The 21333-nt window shown below is 34.7% G+C and carries 16 protein-coding genes; 14 read left to right on the forward strand and 2 right to left on the reverse strand.

Features of this window, described 5'->3' with window-relative positions; translation table 11 throughout:
* Positions 1-29 precede the first annotated feature (29 nt).
* The 11 genes from Q0838_RS06825 (at position 30) to Q0838_RS06875 (ending at position 10950) form a co-directional block, all read left to right on the forward strand.
* Complete coding sequence (locus Q0838_RS06825) at positions 30-1256, forward strand: HD domain-containing protein (protein WP_298952686.1); 1227 nt, start codon at positions 30-32, stop codon at positions 1254-1256.
* Positions 1257-1279: 23 nt separating this feature from the next.
* A complete protein-coding gene (gene lpxD / locus Q0838_RS06830; RefSeq protein WP_298952688.1) occupies positions 1280-2293 on the forward strand; it encodes a UDP-3-O-(3-hydroxymyristoyl)glucosamine N-acyltransferase in 1014 nt (337 codons plus the stop codon).
* A gap of 8 nt (positions 2294-2301) precedes the next feature.
* Positions 2302-3702, forward strand: coding sequence for a bifunctional UDP-3-O-[3-hydroxymyristoyl] N-acetylglucosamine deacetylase/3-hydroxyacyl-ACP dehydratase (locus tag Q0838_RS06835; protein WP_298952690.1), 1401 nt, complete (start codon positions 2302-2304; stop codon positions 3700-3702).
* A complete protein-coding gene (lpxA, locus tag Q0838_RS06840; protein WP_298952692.1) occupies positions 3702-4487 on the forward strand; it encodes an acyl-ACP--UDP-N-acetylglucosamine O-acyltransferase in 786 nt (261 codons plus the stop codon). The genes Q0838_RS06835 and lpxA overlap by 1 nt, the downstream gene beginning before the upstream one ends.
* Positions 4488-4490: 3 nt before the next feature.
* Positions 4491-5057 carry an elongation factor P gene (efp, locus tag Q0838_RS06845; RefSeq protein WP_298952694.1) on the forward strand — a complete coding sequence of 189 codons (567 nt, stop codon included), beginning with the start codon at positions 4491-4493 and terminating at the stop codon, positions 5055-5057.
* Positions 5058-5984: a UDP-3-O-(3-hydroxymyristoyl)glucosamine N-acyltransferase gene (locus Q0838_RS06850; protein ID WP_298952696.1), complete on the forward strand. Its 927-nt coding sequence runs from the start codon at positions 5058-5060 to the stop codon at positions 5982-5984. It abuts the gene before it with no gap.
* Positions 5985-6353, forward strand: a complete 369-nt coding sequence (locus Q0838_RS06855) for a nuclear transport factor 2 family protein (protein ID WP_298952698.1) — start codon at positions 5985-5987, stop codon at positions 6351-6353.
* Between the two features lie 37 nt (positions 6354-6390).
* A complete protein-coding gene (gene sucD / locus Q0838_RS06860; protein ID WP_104514922.1) occupies positions 6391-7263 on the forward strand; it encodes a succinate--CoA ligase subunit alpha in 873 nt (290 codons plus the stop codon).
* A 77-nt stretch (positions 7264-7340) separates the two neighbouring features.
* Positions 7341-8087, forward strand: coding sequence for a 3-oxoacyl-[acyl-carrier-protein] reductase (gene fabG / locus Q0838_RS06865; RefSeq protein ID WP_298952702.1), 747 nt, complete (start codon positions 7341-7343; stop codon positions 8085-8087).
* A gap of 15 nt (positions 8088-8102) precedes the next feature.
* A complete protein-coding gene (locus Q0838_RS06870) occupies positions 8103-10121 on the forward strand; it encodes a hypothetical protein (RefSeq protein ID WP_298952704.1) in 2019 nt (672 codons plus the stop codon).
* A gap of 13 nt (positions 10122-10134) precedes the next feature.
* Positions 10135-10950 carry a prohibitin family protein gene (locus Q0838_RS06875; RefSeq protein WP_298952706.1) on the forward strand — a complete coding sequence of 272 codons (816 nt, stop codon included), beginning with the start codon at positions 10135-10137 and terminating at the stop codon, positions 10948-10950.
* A 1250-nt stretch (positions 10951-12200) separates the two neighbouring features.
* Here Q0838_RS06875 and Q0838_RS06880 read toward each other — a convergent pair.
* A complete protein-coding gene (locus Q0838_RS06880; protein WP_298952708.1) occupies positions 12201-12686 on the reverse strand; it encodes a hypothetical protein in 486 nt (161 codons plus the stop codon).
* A gap of 60 nt (positions 12687-12746) precedes the next feature.
* Here Q0838_RS06880 and panB point away from each other — a divergent pair, with 60 nt between their 5' ends.
* Positions 12747-13565, forward strand: a complete 819-nt coding sequence (panB, locus tag Q0838_RS06885) for a 3-methyl-2-oxobutanoate hydroxymethyltransferase (protein ID WP_298952710.1) — start codon at positions 12747-12749, stop codon at positions 13563-13565.
* A 329-nt stretch (positions 13566-13894) separates the two neighbouring features.
* Here panB and dnaK read toward each other — a convergent pair whose 3' ends face one another.
* Positions 13895-15784, reverse strand: a complete 1890-nt coding sequence (gene dnaK / locus Q0838_RS06890) for a molecular chaperone DnaK (protein WP_298952712.1) — start codon at positions 15782-15784, stop codon at positions 13895-13897.
* Positions 15785-16099: 315 nt separating this feature from the next.
* Between dnaK and Q0838_RS06895 the strand changes: the two genes are divergently transcribed.
* Positions 16100-17548 (forward strand): L-serine ammonia-lyase, encoded by a 1449-nt coding sequence (locus Q0838_RS06895; RefSeq protein WP_298952714.1) that lies wholly within the window; start codon positions 16100-16102, stop codon positions 17546-17548.
* Positions 17549-17634: 86 nt separating this feature from the next.
* On the forward strand, positions 17635-21309 hold the full coding sequence (locus Q0838_RS06900; RefSeq protein ID WP_298952716.1) for a metallophosphoesterase: 3675 nt from the start codon (positions 17635-17637) through the stop codon (positions 21307-21309).
* Positions 21310-21333: the final 24 nt, after the last annotated feature.

Consider the following 21333-nt stretch of genomic DNA (forward strand, 5'->3'; position numbering starts at 1 on the left):
AGTATATTTGTATTTAAATAGCTGTTCCTTTGAAACTACAGAACAAACTTAAAATATTAAACGATCCTATTTATGGATTTATTTCGATTCCTTCAGAAGAGATCTTTAAAATAGTAGAGCACCCTTACTTTCAGCGCCTGCGCAGGATAACACAAATGGGGTTAAGTTACTTAGTTTATCCAGGTGCCCATCACACTAGATTTCATCATGCACTGGGCTGTATGCATCTTATGAAAAAAGCAGTACAAGTCCTTAGATCTAAGTCTGTTGAGATATCTGAAGCAGAGGAAGATGCACTCTATAAAGCCATTTTATTACATGACATCGGGCATGGACCATTTTCTCATGCACTAGAATATCAAATAGTTAATGGTGTCACTCATGAAGAATTGTCGTCCTATTTCATGAATCATTTGAATAATGAATTTAACGGTAGTTTAACTCTTGCTATTCAAATATTTAAAGGAGAATATCATCGTCCTTTTATGTTAGAATTAATTTCTAGTCAGCTAGACATGGATCGACTAGATTACCTTAAAAGAGATAGTTTTTATACAGGTGTTGCTGAGGGTAATATTAATAGCCAGCGATTAATCACCATGTTAAACGTTGTAAATGACCATCTTGTGGTAGAAGAGAAGGGACTTTATAGTGTAGAGAATTTCTTATCTGGACGTAGATTAATGTACTGGCAGGTATACCTTCATAAAACCGGTATAGGAGCTGAGCATTTATTACAATCAGTAATTAAGCGTATTAAAGAGTTGATAGAAAATAATATACCACTAGAACTACCTAGAAATTTAGAATACTTTATTAAAACAGAAAAAGTAGATTTCGTAAATAATACAGATGATCTAGAAAGATTTGCTTCTCTCGACGATTCTGATATTATTACCACCTTAAAACTGGGTAAAAATCATAAAGATTTTGTGCTAAGTGAACTTTGTCATATGATTTTAAATAGACAATTGTTAAAAATTAAATTTTCAAATAAATCAGTTTCTGAGAATAAAGTAAATAAATACCTTAATAAATTAATGGTAAGTCGCAATCTTACCGCGCATGAGGCATCCTACTTTGTTTTCTCTGGTGTTGTTGTTAATCTCGCTTACGCGAAAGCGAAGCCTATTCAAATCTTAAATAAAAAAGGAAAATTAACAGAATTAATCAAGGCTGGTAAAGAAGATAGCTTTAAAGCATTACTTAAAGAAGTAAGAAAATATTACTGTTGTTATCCTAAGCTACAAGATTGATATAAATTAGTACTTTTGCTGTAATGAAATTTAACATTAAACAAATAGCCGAAATCCTCGAAGGAACAATTGAAGGTGATTCAAATGTAGAGGTAAGTAAACTGTCCAAAATAGAAGAAGGTACTCCTGGTACTTTAAGTTTTCTATCAAACTTAAAGTATACACCTTACTTATACACGACAGAAGCGAGTGCAGTAATAGTTAATAAAGACTTTATTGTAGAGCAACCTATATCCTGTTCTTTAATAAGAGTAGAGGACTCTTATAACGCATTTTCAAAACTTTTAGAGTTTTACCAAATGGCCAAGATGAATAAACAAGGCATTGAACAACCTAGTTTTATTGATGAAACGGTAACTTATGGCGAGGGCTTGTATCTTGCGGCTTTTTGTTACGTGGGAGCAAATGTTAAAATAGGTGATAATGTAAAGATATTTTCTAACGTTAATATAGGTAGCAATGTGACTATAGGCGATAATTCTGTTATCCACGCTGGGGCAAACATTATGTCTGACACAATAATGGGTAAGAATGTGGTGATTAATTCTGGTTGCGTTATTGGTGCAGATGGATTCGGTTTTGCACCTAATAAAGATGGTACCTTTAAAAAAATCCCACAGATAGGTAATGTTGTTCTAGAAGATAATGTAGATGTCGGTGCTTTAACCACTATAGATAGAGCAACTTTAGGAAGTACCGTTATAAAAGCAGGTGTAAAATTAGATAATCAAATTCAGGTAGCACATAATGTAGAAATAGGAGAGAATACAGTAATAGCAGCACAGACCGGTATAGCAGGTTCTACTAAAATAGGTAAGAATTGTAAAATAGGTGGTCAGGTAGGCATTGCTGGACATATAGTCATAGAAGATTTTGTGAATATACAGGCGCAAAGCGGTATAGGAAGAAGATTAAAAGAAGGAGAGACCGTGCAAGGGTCACCAGCATTTGATTTTGGTGATTGGAATAGGTCCTACGTTTTATTTAAGAATTTTAGAAAAATAGAATCAAGAATATCAACTCTTGAAAAAAAATAATAGCATAAATGACGGTAACAGAATTTAAGCAGACCACGATTAAGAATGAAGTAAGCGTATCTGGTGTAGGTTTACACACAGGTAAAGAAGTAACTTTAGTCTTTAAAGCAGCGCCAGAAAATCATGGTTATGCATTTGAACGTGTAGACCTAGAAGGAAACCCCATTATAGAAGCATCTGCAGCATACGTGACAGATACTAAAAGAGGTACTACACTAGATAAAAGAGGTGTGCAAATAAACACTTGTGAACACGTTCTAGCCGCATTAGTAGGTCTAGAAATAGACAATTGTTTAATTGAAATAAACAGCAGTGAACCACCTATTATGGACGGTTCTTCAAAATTCTTTATAGAGGCATTAGAAAAAGCTGGAAAAATAGAACAAAATCAATTTAGAGAAGAATATGTAATTAAGGATATTATCTCTTATAAAGATGACGAGACAGGAAGCGAGATCATGATCGTACCATCGGACTCCTATCAGATTACAACTATGGTTGATTTTGGTACTAAAGTTTTAGGTACTCAAAACGCGTCTCTAAACAAAATTTCAGATTTTAAACAAGAAATTTCTAGTTCTAGAACATTTAGTTTTCTTCATGAAATAGAAATGCTTTTAGAGCACGGTCTTATAAAAGGAGGCGATCTTAATAATGCTATTGTTTATGTAGATAAAGAGCTGTCTGAAAAAACTACTGAGAGTCTTAAAAAAGCTTTCAATAAAGATAATATAACTATTAGACCTAATGGTATTCTTGATAACCTAGAACTGCATTACCCTAATGAAGCAGCACGCCATAAATTACTGGATGTAATAGGAGACCTAGCCCTCATAGGTTATAGAATTAGAGGTAAGGTTATAGCTACTAAGCCTGGTCACTTTGTAAATACTCAATTTGCAAAAAAAATAGCTAAAATCATTAAAAAGGATATTAAAGATAACGTACCACAAGTAGATCTTAAACAAGAGCCACTTATGGATGTTTTAAAGATAATGGAGGTTTTACCACACAGGCCACCATTTCTTTTAATCGATAAGATTTTTGAACTATCTGACAGTCATGTCATAGGTTTAAAAAATGTAACGATGAATGAGCCATTCTTCGTAGGACATTTTCCAGGACAACCAGTTATGCCTGGTGTTCTTATAGTAGAAGCAATGGCACAAACTGGTGGTATTTTAGTTCTAAGTACCGTGCCCGATCCAGAAAACTACCTTACCTTTTTCATGAAAATGGATAATGTTAAGTTTAAAAGAAAAGTATCTCCTGGTGATACACTTATATTTAAATGCGATTTACTATCTCCTATAAGAAGAGGTATATGTCACATGCAAGCTTATGCTTATGCAAATGGTATTCTTTGTGCCGAGGCTGAGTTGATGGCACAAATTTCAAAAGTTAAATAATGAATCAACCACTAGCATACGTCCATCCAGGGGCAAAAATTGCAAAAAATGTAGTCATTGAGCCTTTTACTACCATCCATAACGATGTAGTTATAGAGGAAGGTACATGGATAGGATCTAACGTAACCATAATGGAAGGTGCGCGTATAGGAAAAAACGTAAGTATTTTTCCTGGTGCAGTAATAAGCGCTATCCCTCAAGATAAGAAATTTGAAGATGAAGATACAGTAACAATAATAGGTGATAACACTACTATTAGAGAGTGTGTTACCATTAATAGAGGTACTTCAGATAGAATGAAAACCGTAATCGGTAAAAATTGTTGGATTATGGCATATTGCCATATCGCCCACGATTGCATCGTAGGCGATAACTGCATATTTTCTAACAATAGTACACTAGCAGGACATATTACAGTAGGAGACTATGTCGTATTAGCCGGTATGGCTGCAGTGCAACAATTCTGTCAGATAGGTAGTCATGCCTTTGTAACAGGTGGCTCTTTGGTACGTAAAGATGTACCACCATTTGTAAAAGCAGGTCGGGAACCATTAAGTTATGTAGGTATCAATTCTGTAGGATTACGTAGAAGAGGATTCGACCTTGAAAAAATACGAGAAATTCAAGATATTTACAGAATATTATATCAAAAAAATTATAACGTCTCCCAAGGTGTAGAAATCATTGAAGCAGAGATGAGCGCAACTCCAGAGCGTGATGAAATATTAGAATTTATTAAAAACACAAAGCGAGGTATCATGAGAGGATACATCAGCAAACAATAAGATATGGCAAGTACAAGCGACATTAGAAAAGGATTATGTATTCATTATAATCACGATATTTTCAAGATAGTAGAATTTCTTCATGTAAAACCAGGAAAAGGACCTGCATTTGTAAGAACAAAGTTAAAATCCATCACTACAGGTAAGGTTATTGATAATACCTTTTCTGCAGGACACAAGATTGAAGATATACGTGTAGAAACACAAGCTTTTCAATTTCTTTATCAGGATCAAGAAGGATACCATTTCATGAATACAGAGTCTTATGAGCAAATACAGCTTCAAGAATCTGTACTAGATGCGCCTGGCCTACTTAAAGAAGGAGAGATAGTTAAGATTCAAATAAATACAGAAGATGATTCTCCATTATCTGTAGATATGCCTCAATACGTAGTTCTAGAAGTCACCGCTACAGAGCCTGGTTTAAAAGGTAACACAGCCACTAATGCAACAAAACCTGCAACAGTAGAAACTGGGGCAGAGGTGATGGTACCTCTTTTTATTAACGAAGGAGACATCATTAGAATAGATACTGAAAAAGGGAACTATCACGAGAGAATGAAAAAATAAGTGAAGTTTACAAAAACATATCGGTTATCTGAAATCGCTGCGATCATAGATTGTAAATACGTAGGTGACGCCTCATTTCCTGTTCAAGGTATGAACGAGATTCACGTGGTTAATGCAGGTGATATTGTTTTTGTGGATCACCCTAAATACTATGATAAGGCACTACAAAGTGCGGCTACCATAGTATTAATTAATAAAGAAGTAGACTGCCCCAGCGGTAAGGCCTTACTTATATCTGACGATCCTTTTAGAGATTTTAATAAGTTAACACAATATTTTGCTCCTTTTTCCGCTTTCGCGAAAGCGGAATCCAATCCACCTATAATAGGAGAAGGAACTATTGTGCAACCTAACGCCTTTTTAGGTAACGATGTTGTAGTAGGTAAAAACTGTATTATACATAGTAATGTATCGATAAATGACAGATGTATATTAGGAGATAATGTCATCATACATTCTGGAACAGTTTTAGGAGCAGATGCTTTTTATTACAAGCGTAGGCCTCATGGTTATGATAAATTGCTTAGTAATGGACGCGTGGTTATAGAAGATCATGTAGAAATAGGTAGTTTATGTACTATAGATCGTGGAGTAAGCGGTGATACTACCATAGGTTATGGAAGTAAAATCGATAATCAAGTGCACATAGGTCACGACACCGTATTAGGTAAACATGTTTTAATAGCCAGTCAGACAGGTGTTTCTGGTTGTGTGGTTATAGAAGATGAAGTTAAAATATGGGGTCAGGTAGGTATACGTAGTGACATACGATTAGGAAAAGGATGCGAGATAATGGCACAAAGTGGTGTCTCAAAAGATGTTCAACCAGGTGATGTACTATTCGGTACACCAGCTTCAAATGCTAAAGTAAAGTTTAGAGAGCTGGCTGCTATAAGAATGTTACCTAACTTTATCAAAAATAAATAGATGTCAGCAGCAGCTAAGAAAATAGTAAAAGGCTTTTTAGATTCCAACGTTTTTGTAGATCCCAAAGAATTTGGGAAATTCATACATCCAGACTTTGTCATGCACTGGCACGCCAGTTCTGGATATAGAGAATTTGATTATAAAGATTATCTGAGACTAACGGAAGCAGTATCTTCTTCTTATGTAAGTACACGATCTGAGGTGTCCCATTTGTTAAGTGAAAAGGATGAGGTAGTGGCTCGTTTTACAGTGTTCGTAAAAACACTAGAAAATCCTCAAGAAGAATTACCAGTAGGTTATTTTATCTCTATCTTTAGGCTTTCAGAAAATAAGATCTTAGAAGTATACCAGACTAGTCATAATAGTTAATAAAATATAAATAGAAACTCAACTTAAATATACATAAATGAGCGTTTTAGTAAACAAAGATTCTAAAATAATAGTACAAGGTTTCACTGGTAGTGAAGGTACATTCCATGCAGGTCAGATGATCGACTATGGGACAAATGTAGTAGGTGGTGTTACTCCAGGTAAAGGAGGACAAGAACACTTAGGAAAACCAGTTTTTAACACCGTACAAGAAGCTGTTGAGAAAGCAGGAGCAGATGTAACTATCATCTTTGTACCACCAGCTTTTGCAGCTGATGCTATTAAAGAAGCTGCTGATGCAGGAATTAAAGTAATAATTACAATTACTGAAGGTATTCCAGTAGCAGATATGGTTAAAGCTGCAGATTATATAAAAGATAAAAATTGTCGTTTAGTTGGCCCTAACTGTCCTGGTGTAATCACACCTGGTGAGGCAAAAGTAGGTATCATGCCTGGTTTTGTTTTCAAAAAAGGAAAAGTAGGTATCGTTTCTAAATCAGGTACACTTACATATGAAGCATCTGACCAGGTGGTAAAACAAGGTTATGGTATCTCTACCGCTATAGGTATAGGTGGTGATCCTATCATAGGTACTACTACTAAGGAAGCTGTAGAACTTTTCATGAACGACCCAGAAACTGAAGCTATCGTTATGATAGGTGAGATAGGTGGGCAGCTAGAAGCTGACGCTGCAAAATGGATCAAAGAAACAGGTAACAAAAAACCAGTTATAGGTTTTATCGCCGGTGAAACAGCGCCTGCAGGACGTACTATGGGACACGCTGGTGCTATAGTTGGTGGTTCTGAAGATACTGCTCAAGCAAAAAAAGCTATTATGAAAGAATGCGGGATCCACGTGGTAGATTCTCCAGCTGAAATAGGTAAAAAAGTGGCTGAAGTTTTAGCATAAATCTTATTAAGCCAAAATACTTATTAATCATTTTATGAATAATAAATATTTTGGCTTTTTATTTAAACCAACTATTCATGAAATTATTAGAAGGTAAAAACGTGATCATTACAGGTGCCAGTCGTGGTATAGGTAAGGGTATTGCACAAGTATTTGCTCAACACGGTGCAAATATAGCTTTCACATATGCAAGTTCTGAAGGTCCTGCTCTAGAATTAGAAAAAGAACTTACTGATGCAGGTGTAAAGGCAAAAGCTTATAAAAGTAACGCTGCTGATTTTAAACAATCTCAAGAATTAGTAGATGCTGTGAATAAAGATTTTGATAGTATTGATGTACTTATCAATAATGCCGGTATCACTAAGGATAATTTGTTAATGAGAATTAGTGAAGACGACTTTGATAAAGTGATAGAAGTAAATCTTAAGTCTGTTTTTAACATGACTAAAGCGGTGCAGCGCACCATGTTAAAGCAACGTAAAGGTAGCATTATTAACATGAGTAGTGTTGTAGGTGTTAAAGGTAATGCTGGGCAGACTAACTATGCTGCTAGTAAAGCTGGTATCATAGGTTTTAGTAAATCTGTAGCACTAGAATTAGGTTCCCGTAGTATACGTTGTAACTCAATTGCTCCAGGTTTTATAGAAACAGAAATGACCGGTGCCCTTAATGAAGAAACTGTACAAAATTGGAGAGATGGTATTCCACTTAAACGAGGTGGTACTCCAGAAGACGTTGCAAACGCTTGTGTTTTTCTAGCTAGTGATTTATCTGCATACATTACAGGTCAGACACTTAATGTGGATGGCGGAATGCTAACATAATAAAAGAATTATTTCATGACCGTAATTTTAATGATTATTGCTGCAGTAGTAGCTGCCTTAATAGCTCTTTTTCAATACGGTTATATAAGTAAGACTAAGAATACTAAGAAAAAACCGTGGTTTGCGTTATTGCGATTTCTCACGGTTTTTTGTATTCTATTACTATTGATTGCCCCTCGATTTGACTCAAAAACATACGAGTCTTTACTACCACAACTTATCGTAATGGTAGATAATTCTAAATCTATAGATTATTTAGATGCTAAAAGTACAATTCATAATGATCTCGATCTATTACTAGAAAATGAAGATCTACAATCTAAATTTGACATTCAGGTTTTTCAGTTTTCTGAAGATATAAAACCCTTAGATTCATTAGGATTTACTAAGCAAGATACTGATCTCGGTAAAGCCATTACACAACCACAAGAATTATTTAAAAATAGAAATAAAGCGATAGTAGTACTTACTGATGGTAACCAGACTACAGGTAATAGCTATGGATACTCTAAATTAGATAATAAGACTAGTTTATATCCTATCATTTACGGTGATACTACTCAATATGCCGATTTAAAAATTACCAACATAAACGTTAATAGATATTCTTATCTAGATAACGAGTTCCCAGTAGAGGTGTTTATCTCTTATCAAGGAACTGAAAATGTGACACGCAATTTTACCATTACTCAAGGAAATAAAATCTTATACAAAGAGTCTTTTAACTTTGATGCTACGCACAGGTCTGCCATTGCTAGTTTTAATTTGACCAGTACTTCAGTAGGGACACAGTCTATGGTAGCTAGCATAGGGACACTTTCTAGTGAGAAAAATACGAAGAATAATTACCGCAGCTTTGCCGTAGAGGTGATTGATCAACAGACTAATGTGTTGATATTGAGTGATCTGATGCATCCAGATATTGGAAATTTAAAAAAGGCTATTGAGTCTAACCAGCAACGTAAAGTGACTATTAAAAATACGTCTCAATCTTATGATCTTAATGAGTATAATCTGGTTGTGATGTATGGTGTAGGTTCTGCTTTTGCAAAAGCGTACTCGCAACAAGCTACATTGAATAAAAATACTTGGATAATCACTGGACCAGATCCAGATTTAGGTTATCTCAATGCTAACAATAAAGCATTTCAAATAGAAATAGGTAATGAATATGATGATGCCCAGCCTATTCTTAATGATTCTTATGCTACGTTTAATTTAGATCAATTAAGTTTTGAAGATTTTCCACCAGTATCAGTACCATTCGGTGATATAAAATTTAACACTAATGTAGATGTTCTTTTTTATAAGCAAATAGGTAGTATTGCGACTACACAACCGATATGGTTTACATATGAAAATGGAGAAGTTAAACATGCGGTGACTCTTGCAAGTGGTTTATGGAGGTGGAGAGCCCAAAGCTTTTTAAATAATAAAGACTTTAAAAACTTTGATGATCTTGTGAGCAGTCAGGTACAGTACCTTGCAAGCAATAAAAAACGCAATAGGTTAGAGGTTACTTATGATACGTTTTATTATCAGAATAAAACTATAGCAATTAATGCTCAATATCTGGATAAAAATTATGAGTTTGAGGATAATGGAATCTTAAATATAATTTTAAAAAATAAAGAAACCGAGGCGAGTGTTACAAGACCTTTTGTGTTGAAAAACAACTCTTACTTAGTAGATTTAAATGGTTTAAATGCTGGGAATTATATATTTACCGTAAAAGTAGAAAATGATCAATTATCTAGATCTGGCTCTTTTAGTATTCTAGAATACGATATAGAAAAGCAACAGGTAAATGCTAGCGATGCTGGTATGAAAAAATTAGTCGGTCCGTCTAACGTGATGTATCAAGGACAGGTAAATATGTTAATTGAAAAATTAAATAACGATCCTTTATTACAAACCATCGAGAGAGCAACGATTAAACAGAGTAGCATTATAGACTGGCAGTACTTACTAGGTATTATCCTATTATTACTGGGTCTAGAATGGTTTTTAAGAAAATATATAGGATTAGTTTAAAAAAAAATGAATTATGGATAAATTACCCAAGGCAGTAGTATTTACACTAGTAGGCATCGTTTTATTAGTTATAGTCATTATTAAAAGTTCGGTAGTGATAGAATCGGGACAGGCAGGAGTACTGTTTCAAACTTTAAATAATGGTATAGATAGAGAAAACACTTATGGTGAGGGCTTTCATGTAATTGCACCATGGAATGATATGATCATTTATCCAGTAAGACAACTTTCTGTATCAGATCAAATGAAAGTACTATCTGTTAATGGTCTAGAAGTAACCGTAGATGCCACCGTATGGTATAAGCCAGAGTACTCAAAATTGCCATATTTACATCAAGAAAAAGGGCGAACTTATAAAAACGATATCTTAATACCAGGTATAAGTGCCGCAGCAAGAAGTGTGGTAGGACGTTACACACCAGAACAATTATACTCTAGTAAGCGAGACGTTATACAAAATGAGATTCTGGAAGAAGTACAGAATAAACTTGCTTCTCAATATATTATAGTAAGTGAAGTTCTTGTAAAGGACGTTACCTTGCCTGCAAAAATTAAGGCCGCTATTGAGCGTAAACTAGAGCAAGAACAAGAAGCACTGGAATATGAGTTTAGACTTGCGAGAGCAACTAAAGAAGCACAAAGACAAAAAATTGATGCCGAAGGTAAAGCGGTTGCAAACAAAATTTTAAGTGCTTCATTAACTGATAAGATTCTTACAGAAAAAGGAATAGAGGCAACGTTAAAACTAGCTGAATCTCCTAACTCTAAAGTAGTTGTCGTAGGTGGCAGTGAAAGCGGTGGATTACCTATCATCTTAGGGAATCAATAACTGATTACAGTATATCAAAAAAAGGCGTCTATTCTAATTTAGAATGGGTGCCTTTTTTTACTTTATAACGATTAGAGTAATTGTTTTAATGATTTCACGATTTATTAAAAACTATCGCGTAAAAATTCACGCATTAAGCCTTTTTGGTCTACAGTAAAGTTGTGTATCTCGTTTTCTCTTCGTCTGTGAATGTAGGAGAGACTTTTAAAATATGTATAGTTAAAAAAAGTATTAGAAACCTTTAAAAAAAAATCTACAAGAAAGTACAAAAGAATGGTTGTTCTGGATTTTTTAACGTGCCGGTAAAAAAAATAGTAATACTACCCAATATCAATTCTGCCAGCATCATAATCAGCCTATTGAATTAGAGAATCCTAAAGTGATCAAGCAAAAAATAGATTACATCCATAATAACCCAGTATTATCTAGTTTTGTTGCAGACCTTGTAGATTAGAAATACTCTAGTGCTAGGAATTTTCAGGACGACCTATTGATTTTAGAAATTGATGAAAGGTTTTCTAGAATAAGAATTAACTGTTTTGCAGTTAACTTTTGTATAACTTAAGTTATCATTTACTTTGTAGTGTACTTAACTATAGATACATAAAAAGCCCTGTCATCACTGTAAGGACTTCTATATGTTCTTTAAAATTATTCCTGCTAACTCATACTCGGTACTAGTTAAAAACTAGCGCTAGCGGTCGTTTATACTGGCGCCAGCATGGGATTATCTCTATAACTTTTTATCTGTATTGCTAATTATGAGATGGCTTAATTTTTCAGCTGGTATATGAATAAGTAGGCAAGGTAGGGATATGAATCGTTTTTCAACCAGATTAGACTTACATGGTTTTGAAACTCTAAATATAATATATCGTTACCCACTATTTCTTGTCAAATATAGTTGCAGGTCTTATTGCATATAGCTTCTTGCCTAAAAAACCTTCTATTAAATATCAAACAGTAAAGTCCTAATCGAACTCAGGCTTATAAGTTTTTCTTTTTTTATTTTTTGAATAAAAATTGCTTTATGATCTGGATCACATGATCTGTATTCAAATATTCTTAGTTGTATCTTATCAATAAAAATAGATCCAGAATCAGCAATTGTTAGCGTAAGATAGAAATACGGTTAACATAAATAATCTAAAGTTTTTTCTATAATTTTAAGCTAATTTTGAATTCTTTATGGATGCAATATAACTTTGTGCTAGTTTACATACATCCATTTAAATGTTCCTTATTAAGGTTTACCCAAAAATACGAGTGTCTGCAATACTGGTGATTATCCATTTATCGTCTATAAAAAATAGGGTGAATTTATTTGTTCCTACGTGTGATAGAAATTTGTTATAATAGAACTCATAGGTTGTGGTAACGGTTGCTATTTGAGTATCGCTGTCATAGCTTATTTCTATAAGTCGCTCTTCAAATGGGATGCTGTCTGGTATCGCAATAAGGTCTTTTAAGAAAAGTGAAGTCGTTATGGTACTTATTTTACGTTCTTCTCCTTTTATGATCATAGATGTGAGTTGCATATTTGTAAGCATCGATTCTTTTAATGCTGTAGTATCGCGGGCATGAAAATTCTTAAAAAAGTTTCTTACAGCATCTACTGCGGTAGGTATTTTTATTTTTTCTTTAATTTCTAGTTGTGTAGTGTCTTGTGGTATAGTTTGTTGAGAGTTAGCTTTCGCGAAAGCGAGAACGAAAATAATAATAAATAGATGTCTCATGATCTTAGAATTTAATTGAGCTGTAATATTAGTACTTTTGTTACACTTAAAAAACGTTTTATGTCTACTGCAAAGAAGCAATATAAAAGAGTGACTGTTAAATCACTTACAGAAATGAAAGCAAACAACGAGAAAATCTCAATGTTAACGGCTTATGATTATACCATGGCAAAAATTATCGATAGTGCTGGTATAGATATTATTCTTGTAGGTGATAGTGCAAGCAATGTGATGGCAGGACATGAGACTACGTTACCTATAACGCTGGATCAGATGATTTATCACGCGAGTAGTGTGGTAAGAGCTGTGGAGCGTGCACTGGTTGTGGTGGACTTGCCATTCGGTAGTTATCAAAGTGACCCTAAAGAGGCTTTACGTAGTGCGATACGTATTATGAAAGAGAGTGGTGGCCATAGTGTGAAGTTAGAAGGTGGTAGCGAGGTTAAAGATTCTATTAAACGTATTCTACATGCTGGAATACCGGTTATGGGACATCTAGGTCTAACCCCACAATCTATTTATAAATTTGGTACCTATACGGTTAGAGCAAAAGAAGTAGAAGAAGCTGAGAAACTAGTACAAGATGCTCTGGCTCTAGAAAGATGGGGTTGTTTTGCTTTAGTACTAGAAAAAGTTCCTGCGGCACTTGCACAAAAGGTAGCAGACCAACTAACTATTCCTGTTATAGGTATAGGGGCTGGTGCTGGTGTGGATGGACAGGTTCTTGTATCTCACGACATGTTCGGTATGACACATGAATTTAATCCTCGCTTTTTACGTCGTTATTTAAATTTATATGAGGAGATGGGTAACGCTGTTGCTAGTTATGTGAAGGATGTGAAGTCTGTTGATTTTCCTAATGATGAGGAGCAATATTAAATAACGAGAGTAGTGTTTAATAATATTGTTACGGTATAATTCTTAAGTGTAGTACTTTAATTATACACACAAATTATTTATCTGTTTTTTAATAATATTTATGATGTATGTAGCGATTTACCTCGTTAGAATAGATTCTGTACTTATTAGACTGTTGTTAAGATATTTGTAATAAATATACTGCTATTCTTATATTGAGTTCACGTTAAATAAGTTATTACTTTTATATATGTCTATATAAAAACTAAAAAACCCCTAAACCTGATGGTTTAGGGGTTTATAGTTTAATAATCTACAGTCACAGGGACTGTAAACTAAATAAGCATTGCTTACTTCACTTCTTCAAAGTCTACGTCTTCTACATCGCTTGTCTCATCAGCAGTTGCTCCAGCATCTCCGGCAGGTTGTCCACCTTCTTGTTGCGCTTTGGCCATTTCTTCACTAACACCAGCCCAAACTTGATTTAATTTTTCCATAGCAGGATCAATTACAGTAAGTTCTTTAGTTTCAAAAGCTACTTTTAATTCGTTAAGAGCTTCTTCAATAGGGGCTTTTTTATCAGCAGGAATCTTCTCACCAAATTCTTCAAGTTGAGTTTCTGTTTGGAAAATCAATTGATCAGCAGCGTTAAGTTTGTCAGCTGTTTCTTTTGCTTTTGCATCAGCATCAGCATTTGCAGCAGCATCTTGCTTCATTTTCTCGATTTCTTCTTCAGATAGTCCAGAAGAAGCCTCGATACGTATGTCTTGTTTCTTACCAGTTGCTTTATCTTCGGCACTTACTTTAATAATACCGTTTGCATCGATGTCAAAGGTTACTTCAATTTGTGGAGTACCTCTTCTCGCTGGTGCGATATCAGATAAGTGAAATCTACCGATAGTATTGTTATCGTTTGCCATAGCACGCTCACCTTGGATTACGTGAATCTCAACACTTGGTTGATTATCTGCAGCAGTAGAGAATACCTGAGATTTTTTAGTTGGGATAGTTGTGTTAGACTCAATTAATTTAGTCATCACACCACCCATAGTTTCAATTCCTAAAGAAAGTGGAGTAACATCTAGTAAAAGAACGTCTTTTACATCACCAGTTAGTACACCACCTTGGATAGCAGCACCTACAGCAACAACTTCATCAGGATTTACTCCTTTTGACGGCTTCTTACCGAAGAATTTCTCTACAGCTTCTTGCACAGCAGGAATACGAGTAGAACCACCTACAAGAATAATCTCATCAATATCACCAGTAGAAAGGCCTGCGTTTTTCAATGCAGTCTTACAAGGCTCTATAGTTCTTTTTACTAAGTCAGAAATTAATTGCTCAAAAGCAGACTTTGTAAGAGTTTTTACAAGGTGCTTAGGTCCTGAAGCAGTAGCCGTTACATAAGGTAAGTTTACCTCAGTTTGTGCACTAGAAGAAAGCTCAATTTTAGCTTTTTCTGCAGCCTCTTTAAGACGTTGTAGTGCCATTGGGTCCTGACGTAAATCAATACCTTCAGCAGCGTTAAAATCGTCAGCTAGCCAGTTAATGATTTTTTGATCAACATCATCACCACCTAGGTGAGTATCACCATCTGTTGCAAGTACTTCAAATACACCATCACCTAATTCTAGGATAGAAACATCATGTGTACCACCACCAAAATCAAATACTACGATTTTTTGATCTGTATCTTTTTTATCTAATCCATAAGCTAGTGCCGCAGCAGTAGGCTCATTGATAATACGCTCCACTTTAAGACCAGCGATCTCACCAGCTTCTTTTGTTGCCTGACGTTGAGAATCGTTAAAGTATGCAGGTACAGTAATTACTGCTCCTGTTACTTCTTGTCCTAAATAATCTTCAGCAGTTTTCTTCATTTTTTGAAGAATCATTGCACTTAATTCTTGTGGAGTATAAAGACGACCATCGATATCAACACGTGGTGTATCGTTATCTCCTTTTACTACAGAGTAAGGTACATATCCAGTTTCTTTAGTAGATTCACTGAATTTGTTACCCATAAAACGCTTGATAGATGCAACCGTTTTAGTTGGGTTAGTTACTGCTTGTCTTTTTGCAGGGTCTCCTACTTTAATTTCACCACCTTCTACAAAGGCGATTACAGATGGTGTTGTTCTTTTTCCTTCTGCATTAGGTATTACTACAGGCTCGCTTCCTTCCATTACGGATACACAACTGTTAGTTGTACCTAAGTCTATTCCTATTATTTTACTCATTATAAGGGTATTTTAATTTTTAATTTCAATTTTTACTACGCTTTCCTTAAGTCAATGTTTGTGCCATGACATAACTAATGACATGATGTCATTTCTATATGACATCGTGTATTTAATTTATGTTTTAGGAGATGTGTTAGACGTGTTACGCTTTCGCGAAAGCGTACAAAATCAAAGTTTACCTTAATTAGTAAGCTCAATATGTCAGTACCATTAAGAATATTTTGATATTTAAGGGATGGAATCGTAATTTTATATTTTAAGCTTCTATCATCTACATTATGTTTACTTTTACCCAGCAAATTTGGGAATAAAATGTCACAAAGTACCCCTGTAAAAATAGAAGCTATAAGTGTATTTGATATGCTTAAAATAGGTGTAGGGCCTTCTAGTTCTCACACGCTAGGACCATGGAGAGCGGCACGTAATTTTTTAGGAAAACTGAAGGATAAAAACAGATTGCATCTAGTTAAAGAAATAGAAGTAGACTTGTACGGCTCTCTATCTCTTACTGGTAAAGGTCACGCCACGGATCTAGCGTGTATTTTAGGATTAACAAATGCAGACCCTCAAACTTGTGTCATAGATGAAATACCGCTAATAATAGATTATATAACAAATCAAAAGGTACTGCAACTAGATGGTGTGCATTTAATTAATTTTGATCCTAAGACTCAAATACATTTTCATCGCAAATTTTTACCATACCATCCTAACGGTTTTAGATTTAAGGCTACTTTAAATAATGGCAAGGTTGTTTTTGAAACCTATTATAGTATAGGTGGTGGTTTTTTTGTTCAAAAAGAACGTAAAAGATCTGCTCGTAAAATTGCCCTTTTTGAATGTTTTCCTAGACCTATTTCAAAGGCTACAGAATTACTTGCATACTGTGAGCGAGAAAATAAATCTGTTTCTCAAATAGTTCTTGAAAACGAAGAATACCTACACGATCCTGCAGAAATAGATCAAAGACTTAAAGAAATATGGGATGTAATGCTAGACTCCATGTATACAGGTTGTCATACAGAAGGGGTTTTACCTGGTGGTCTTAATGTAAGGAGGAGAGCATTTGATACCCATGAGCGTTTACAAAAAGGAAAACCGTATACTAATAAAGAAGAATGGATAGAAGCAATACGTAATACTGAGGTCAAATTTAGAGAAATATTAAAATGGGTTTCTTGTTTTGCTCTCGCGGTAAATGAAGTAAATGCGTCTTTAGGTCGTGTGGTTACTGCTCCTACTAATGGTAGTGCTGGTGTTATTCCAGCTGTGATGTTATATTATATGACTATAGAAAATCATGATGCAGACTTTAACGACGTAAAGAAATTCTTGTTAGTTGCAGGAGAGATAGGAGCGTTGTTTAAAAAAGGAGCAACGATAAGTGCAGCAATGGGTGGCTGTCAGGCAGAGATAGGTGTAAGTAGTGCCATGGCTGCAGGTGCTTTAACAGAGCTTATGGGCGGTACACCAGCACAAGTTCTTATGGCTAGTGAGATAGCTATGGAGCATCACCTAGGTTTAACCTGTGACCCTATAGGTGGTCTGGTACAAATACCTTGTATAGAACGCAACGCGATGGGAGCAATAAAAGCTATTAATGCATGTGAAATGGCTCTAGATACTGATGCTAAAAATGCAAAAGTACCTCTAGACAAAGTAATTGAGACCATGTGGCAAACGGCGCTAGACATGAATACTAAATATAAAGAAACTAGTGAAGGCGGTCTCGCAGTAAATGTAGCGCTATCTGATTGTTAAAAACGCTGTCTTTTTTTCAGATTTTATGAAAATGCTGGCAATTATACAAATTGTTTGTTGATACCTTTGAAGTCTACTTAATTTACATGATCAGAAAAATTTATTCTAATACTGCCTTCGTATTTATACTAATGGCGCTATCTTCTTGTGCTGTAAAATCATTACAATTTGTAAATGATGAAAATACAACTATTAAAACTATAGATTCTGAATATAGGAGCTTTTTTCTATTGGGTAACTTAAATTCAAAATCTTCTCCTAATGAGGATTTTAAATCCATAATTAAAGATATAAACTCTAGAACTACAGACACAGATTATACCATTATATTAGGTGATAATGTAAATTCAAAGAATTTTAATGAAAAGGACAAAGATGTAGCAGATAATCATGCCTTTAAACAACGACTGCAACTTATTAATAAAATCAAGAATAACATTTATGTACTGCCAGGTAACCAAGACTGGAATGATGAGGGACTAGAAGGACTCAAGAACATAGAAAAAATGGTAGAAGCTCAACTGGGTAACGATGAGGCTTTTCAACCAGAAAATGGATGTCCTATGGAAGAGATAGACATATCTGACACCATGCACTTAATTATCGTAGATTCTCAATGGTACATAGAAGATTGGGATCAAAACCCTAGGTTTAACGATAAGTGCGAGATCAATACTAGAGAAAAGTTTATTGCAGCATTATCTGACGAGATGCGCAAACAGAGACATAAGACTGTTATTATGGCAATGCACCATCCATTATACTCTAACGGTATTTATGGCGGTAAAATGGGGTCATCTACTGTTTTTAAACCTAGTGTAGATAACTTATATGTACCGGTATTAGGTAGCGCATGGAGTTTTATACGTTCACAAGGTGGTGTTTCTAGACAGGACCGTTACAATCCATTAATGAATGAGTTAATGGAAGAAATAAAAGCTGCGTGTAGTGATCTAGATCGTGTTATCTTTTTAAGTGCACATGAAAAGTCATTGCAATATATTGATAATGGAAATATCAAACAGATAATTTCTGGTTCTACTGTGCATACCGGAATTGCGAGTTTAGGAGATAAAGGGGTTTTGAGCAGTGGTTTAAATGGTTATGCAGAGTTGCGAGTGTTTAAGGATAAATCTTCTCAAGTATTTTTCTATCAAGTAAAAGATGGAAATGTGGTAGAGGTTTATGGCGGTTCCGCTTTCGCGAAAGCGGAAAATTTCCATCTAGACTCTTTAAAACCTATTACAGATAGATTTAAAAAAGCATCTGTATATTCACAGGAAGAAGTAGATAAAGATAAAGATTATGAAAAATTTTATGGACGTCATTACCGCTATTTATATGGTAAAAAAGTAAAGGCTCCTGTAGTAATGCTCGATACTTTATACGGTGGTGTTAAGGTAGAACGTGCTGGTGGTGGCAACCAGACTCAAGGATTGCGACTGGTAGATAGTCTCGATAGAGAATATAATATGAGAGCGTTAGAAAAAGATGCGATACAGTTCTTAAAAAGTGCAGGTTATGGAACTGTTGATGTAGAAGAATATTTTGGCGGGACATTCTCACAAGAACTTATTAGAGATTTCTACACAGCAGCGCATCCCTATGGAGCATTTGCAGTACCTAGACTCGCAGGAGCTATTGATTTAAATCACACACATCCTGTTTTATACTACGTTCCTAAACAACAGACCTTAGGTGATTTTAATAAAACACATGGAGATCGATTATACATGATCGTAGAAAAGCCAGATAAATCCTTTGATAACCGTCACATGTTTGGAAATAATCAAGATGTAGAAAGTACACCAGACTTATTTGAAAAAATACGAGAAGATGAGAAAAACCGTGTGGATGAAAAGTTATTTATAAGAGCCCGTATTTTTGATATGTTGCTAGGTGATTGGGACAGGCATGAAGATCAATGGAGATGGGCAGAGATAGTAGATACTGAAGATGAGGACAAGAAATCTTATATAGCCGTACCTAGAGATAGAGATCAGGTATTTGCTAGGTTTGATGGAGATTTATTAAATTTTATACGTAAATATGTTAAAGGAGCAAGACAATTTGGTGTTTATGGTCCAGATATTCCTCATATTAAAGAATTTAGTCAGAGTGCCATAAAATTAGACCGTGCGGTTATACAACGTAGTGATTTAGATTTATGGTTAAAGGAAGTTCAATACATACAAGAGCATCTAACTCCTGATATAGTGGCTAAGGCATTTAATGAAATGCCCATAGAAGTTAGAGATAATTTATGGCAGCAAACTCAAGATGATCTCATAGCGCGTAAAGCAAATTTAAAAGATATAGTAACTCGTTATTATGATCATTTTCTAGAGTTTCAAACCTTAAAAGGAACTGATAAAGATGATTTATTTGAGATAACTAGATCGCCTAATGGAATTACTGCCATAAACGCATACCGTATAAAAGATGGAAAAAAAGGCACCACATTATTCTCAAGATCTTTTAATAAGAAGCATACTAAGGAAATCTGGATTTATGGACTCGATGACAACGATGTGTTTAAAGTAAACGGTACAGGAGATAACTTAATTAGAATAGTCATTTCTGGAGGTAAAGGAAATGATATTTATGACATAGTTAAAGGACGTAAAATAGAAGTCTACGATTACAAGTCAGAAAAGAATAAAATAGAATCAAATAAGCGTACTAAAGTTGTTTTTAGAGATGATTATGATATCAACCATTATGATACAGAAAAAGTCCCTAGTACAAGTGGTAAAGTAGATCTTATATTAGATTATAATCCAGATTATGGTTTTAGTCCTACTATAGGATTTAAAAAATTAAAAATAGGTTATGAGCGCAATCCTTATACCACTATGTATGGAATTAGGGCTCAGTATTACTCCTTAATTCAAGCAGCAAAATTTGAATGGTATGCAGGTTTAGGAAATGCTATAGGTCACTGGAATGTAGAACTGGACGCCACACTTACTACTAACAATTATACTGAGAATTTCTTTGGGTATGGGAATCTATCTACATTTGATAAGGACACTAATTATGACATAAATCGTGTCCAGTTTCAAAAACAAGAAGCAGGTTTACATATGATAAAGACCAGTAGTTATGGTAGTACTTTTGATTTAGGTATAGGCTACAAGGCAGTAGAATTTAATGATGATTATTCTGATGTTTTAGAGATTAATTCGCAACGTGAAGAATATATCAATCTTCATACTGATTATACTTATCAGAGCCTAGATAATGAACGTTTCCCTACTAGAGGTATGCTTTTTACTGCAAATATATCTTTTACAGATGATTTATCTAACCAGCGTAATTTCTTCTCTATAGATCCTAATCTTACCTTCTGGAATGCGATAGATGGTAATAGAAACATAGTTTTAAAAACAAATCTAGGTGCTCAAACTAGAATAGGAGATAGGCCTCATTTTTATCAAGCTGCAGTGCTAGACAACAACAGCAGCTTAAGAAGCTATAGAAATGAACGTTTTATAGGTGATTACTCCATACATGCAAGTGGTGATATTTTATTAGATTTAAAACCTATTAAAACAAGGTTGTTACCTATGCGCATTACATCTTACGTAGGTTTTGACATAGGTCAGGTAGGTATAGAAAATCAAAAAAGCTCTAAATTCTATAACAGCTATGGTGGCGGTTTTAATCTAGGAATGTCTGGACTTTTTACCTCTCAGATTTCTTATTTCCATGGTGAAGAAGGTGGTAGATTACAATTAGGTCTTATATTTTCTAATTAATTATATAACTATTTATAGGGTAAC

The sequence above is a fragment of the uncultured Nonlabens sp. genome (genome assembly GCF_947495285.1).
In the GTDB taxonomy this organism is placed as follows: Bacteria; Bacteroidota; Bacteroidia; order Flavobacteriales; family Flavobacteriaceae; genus Nonlabens.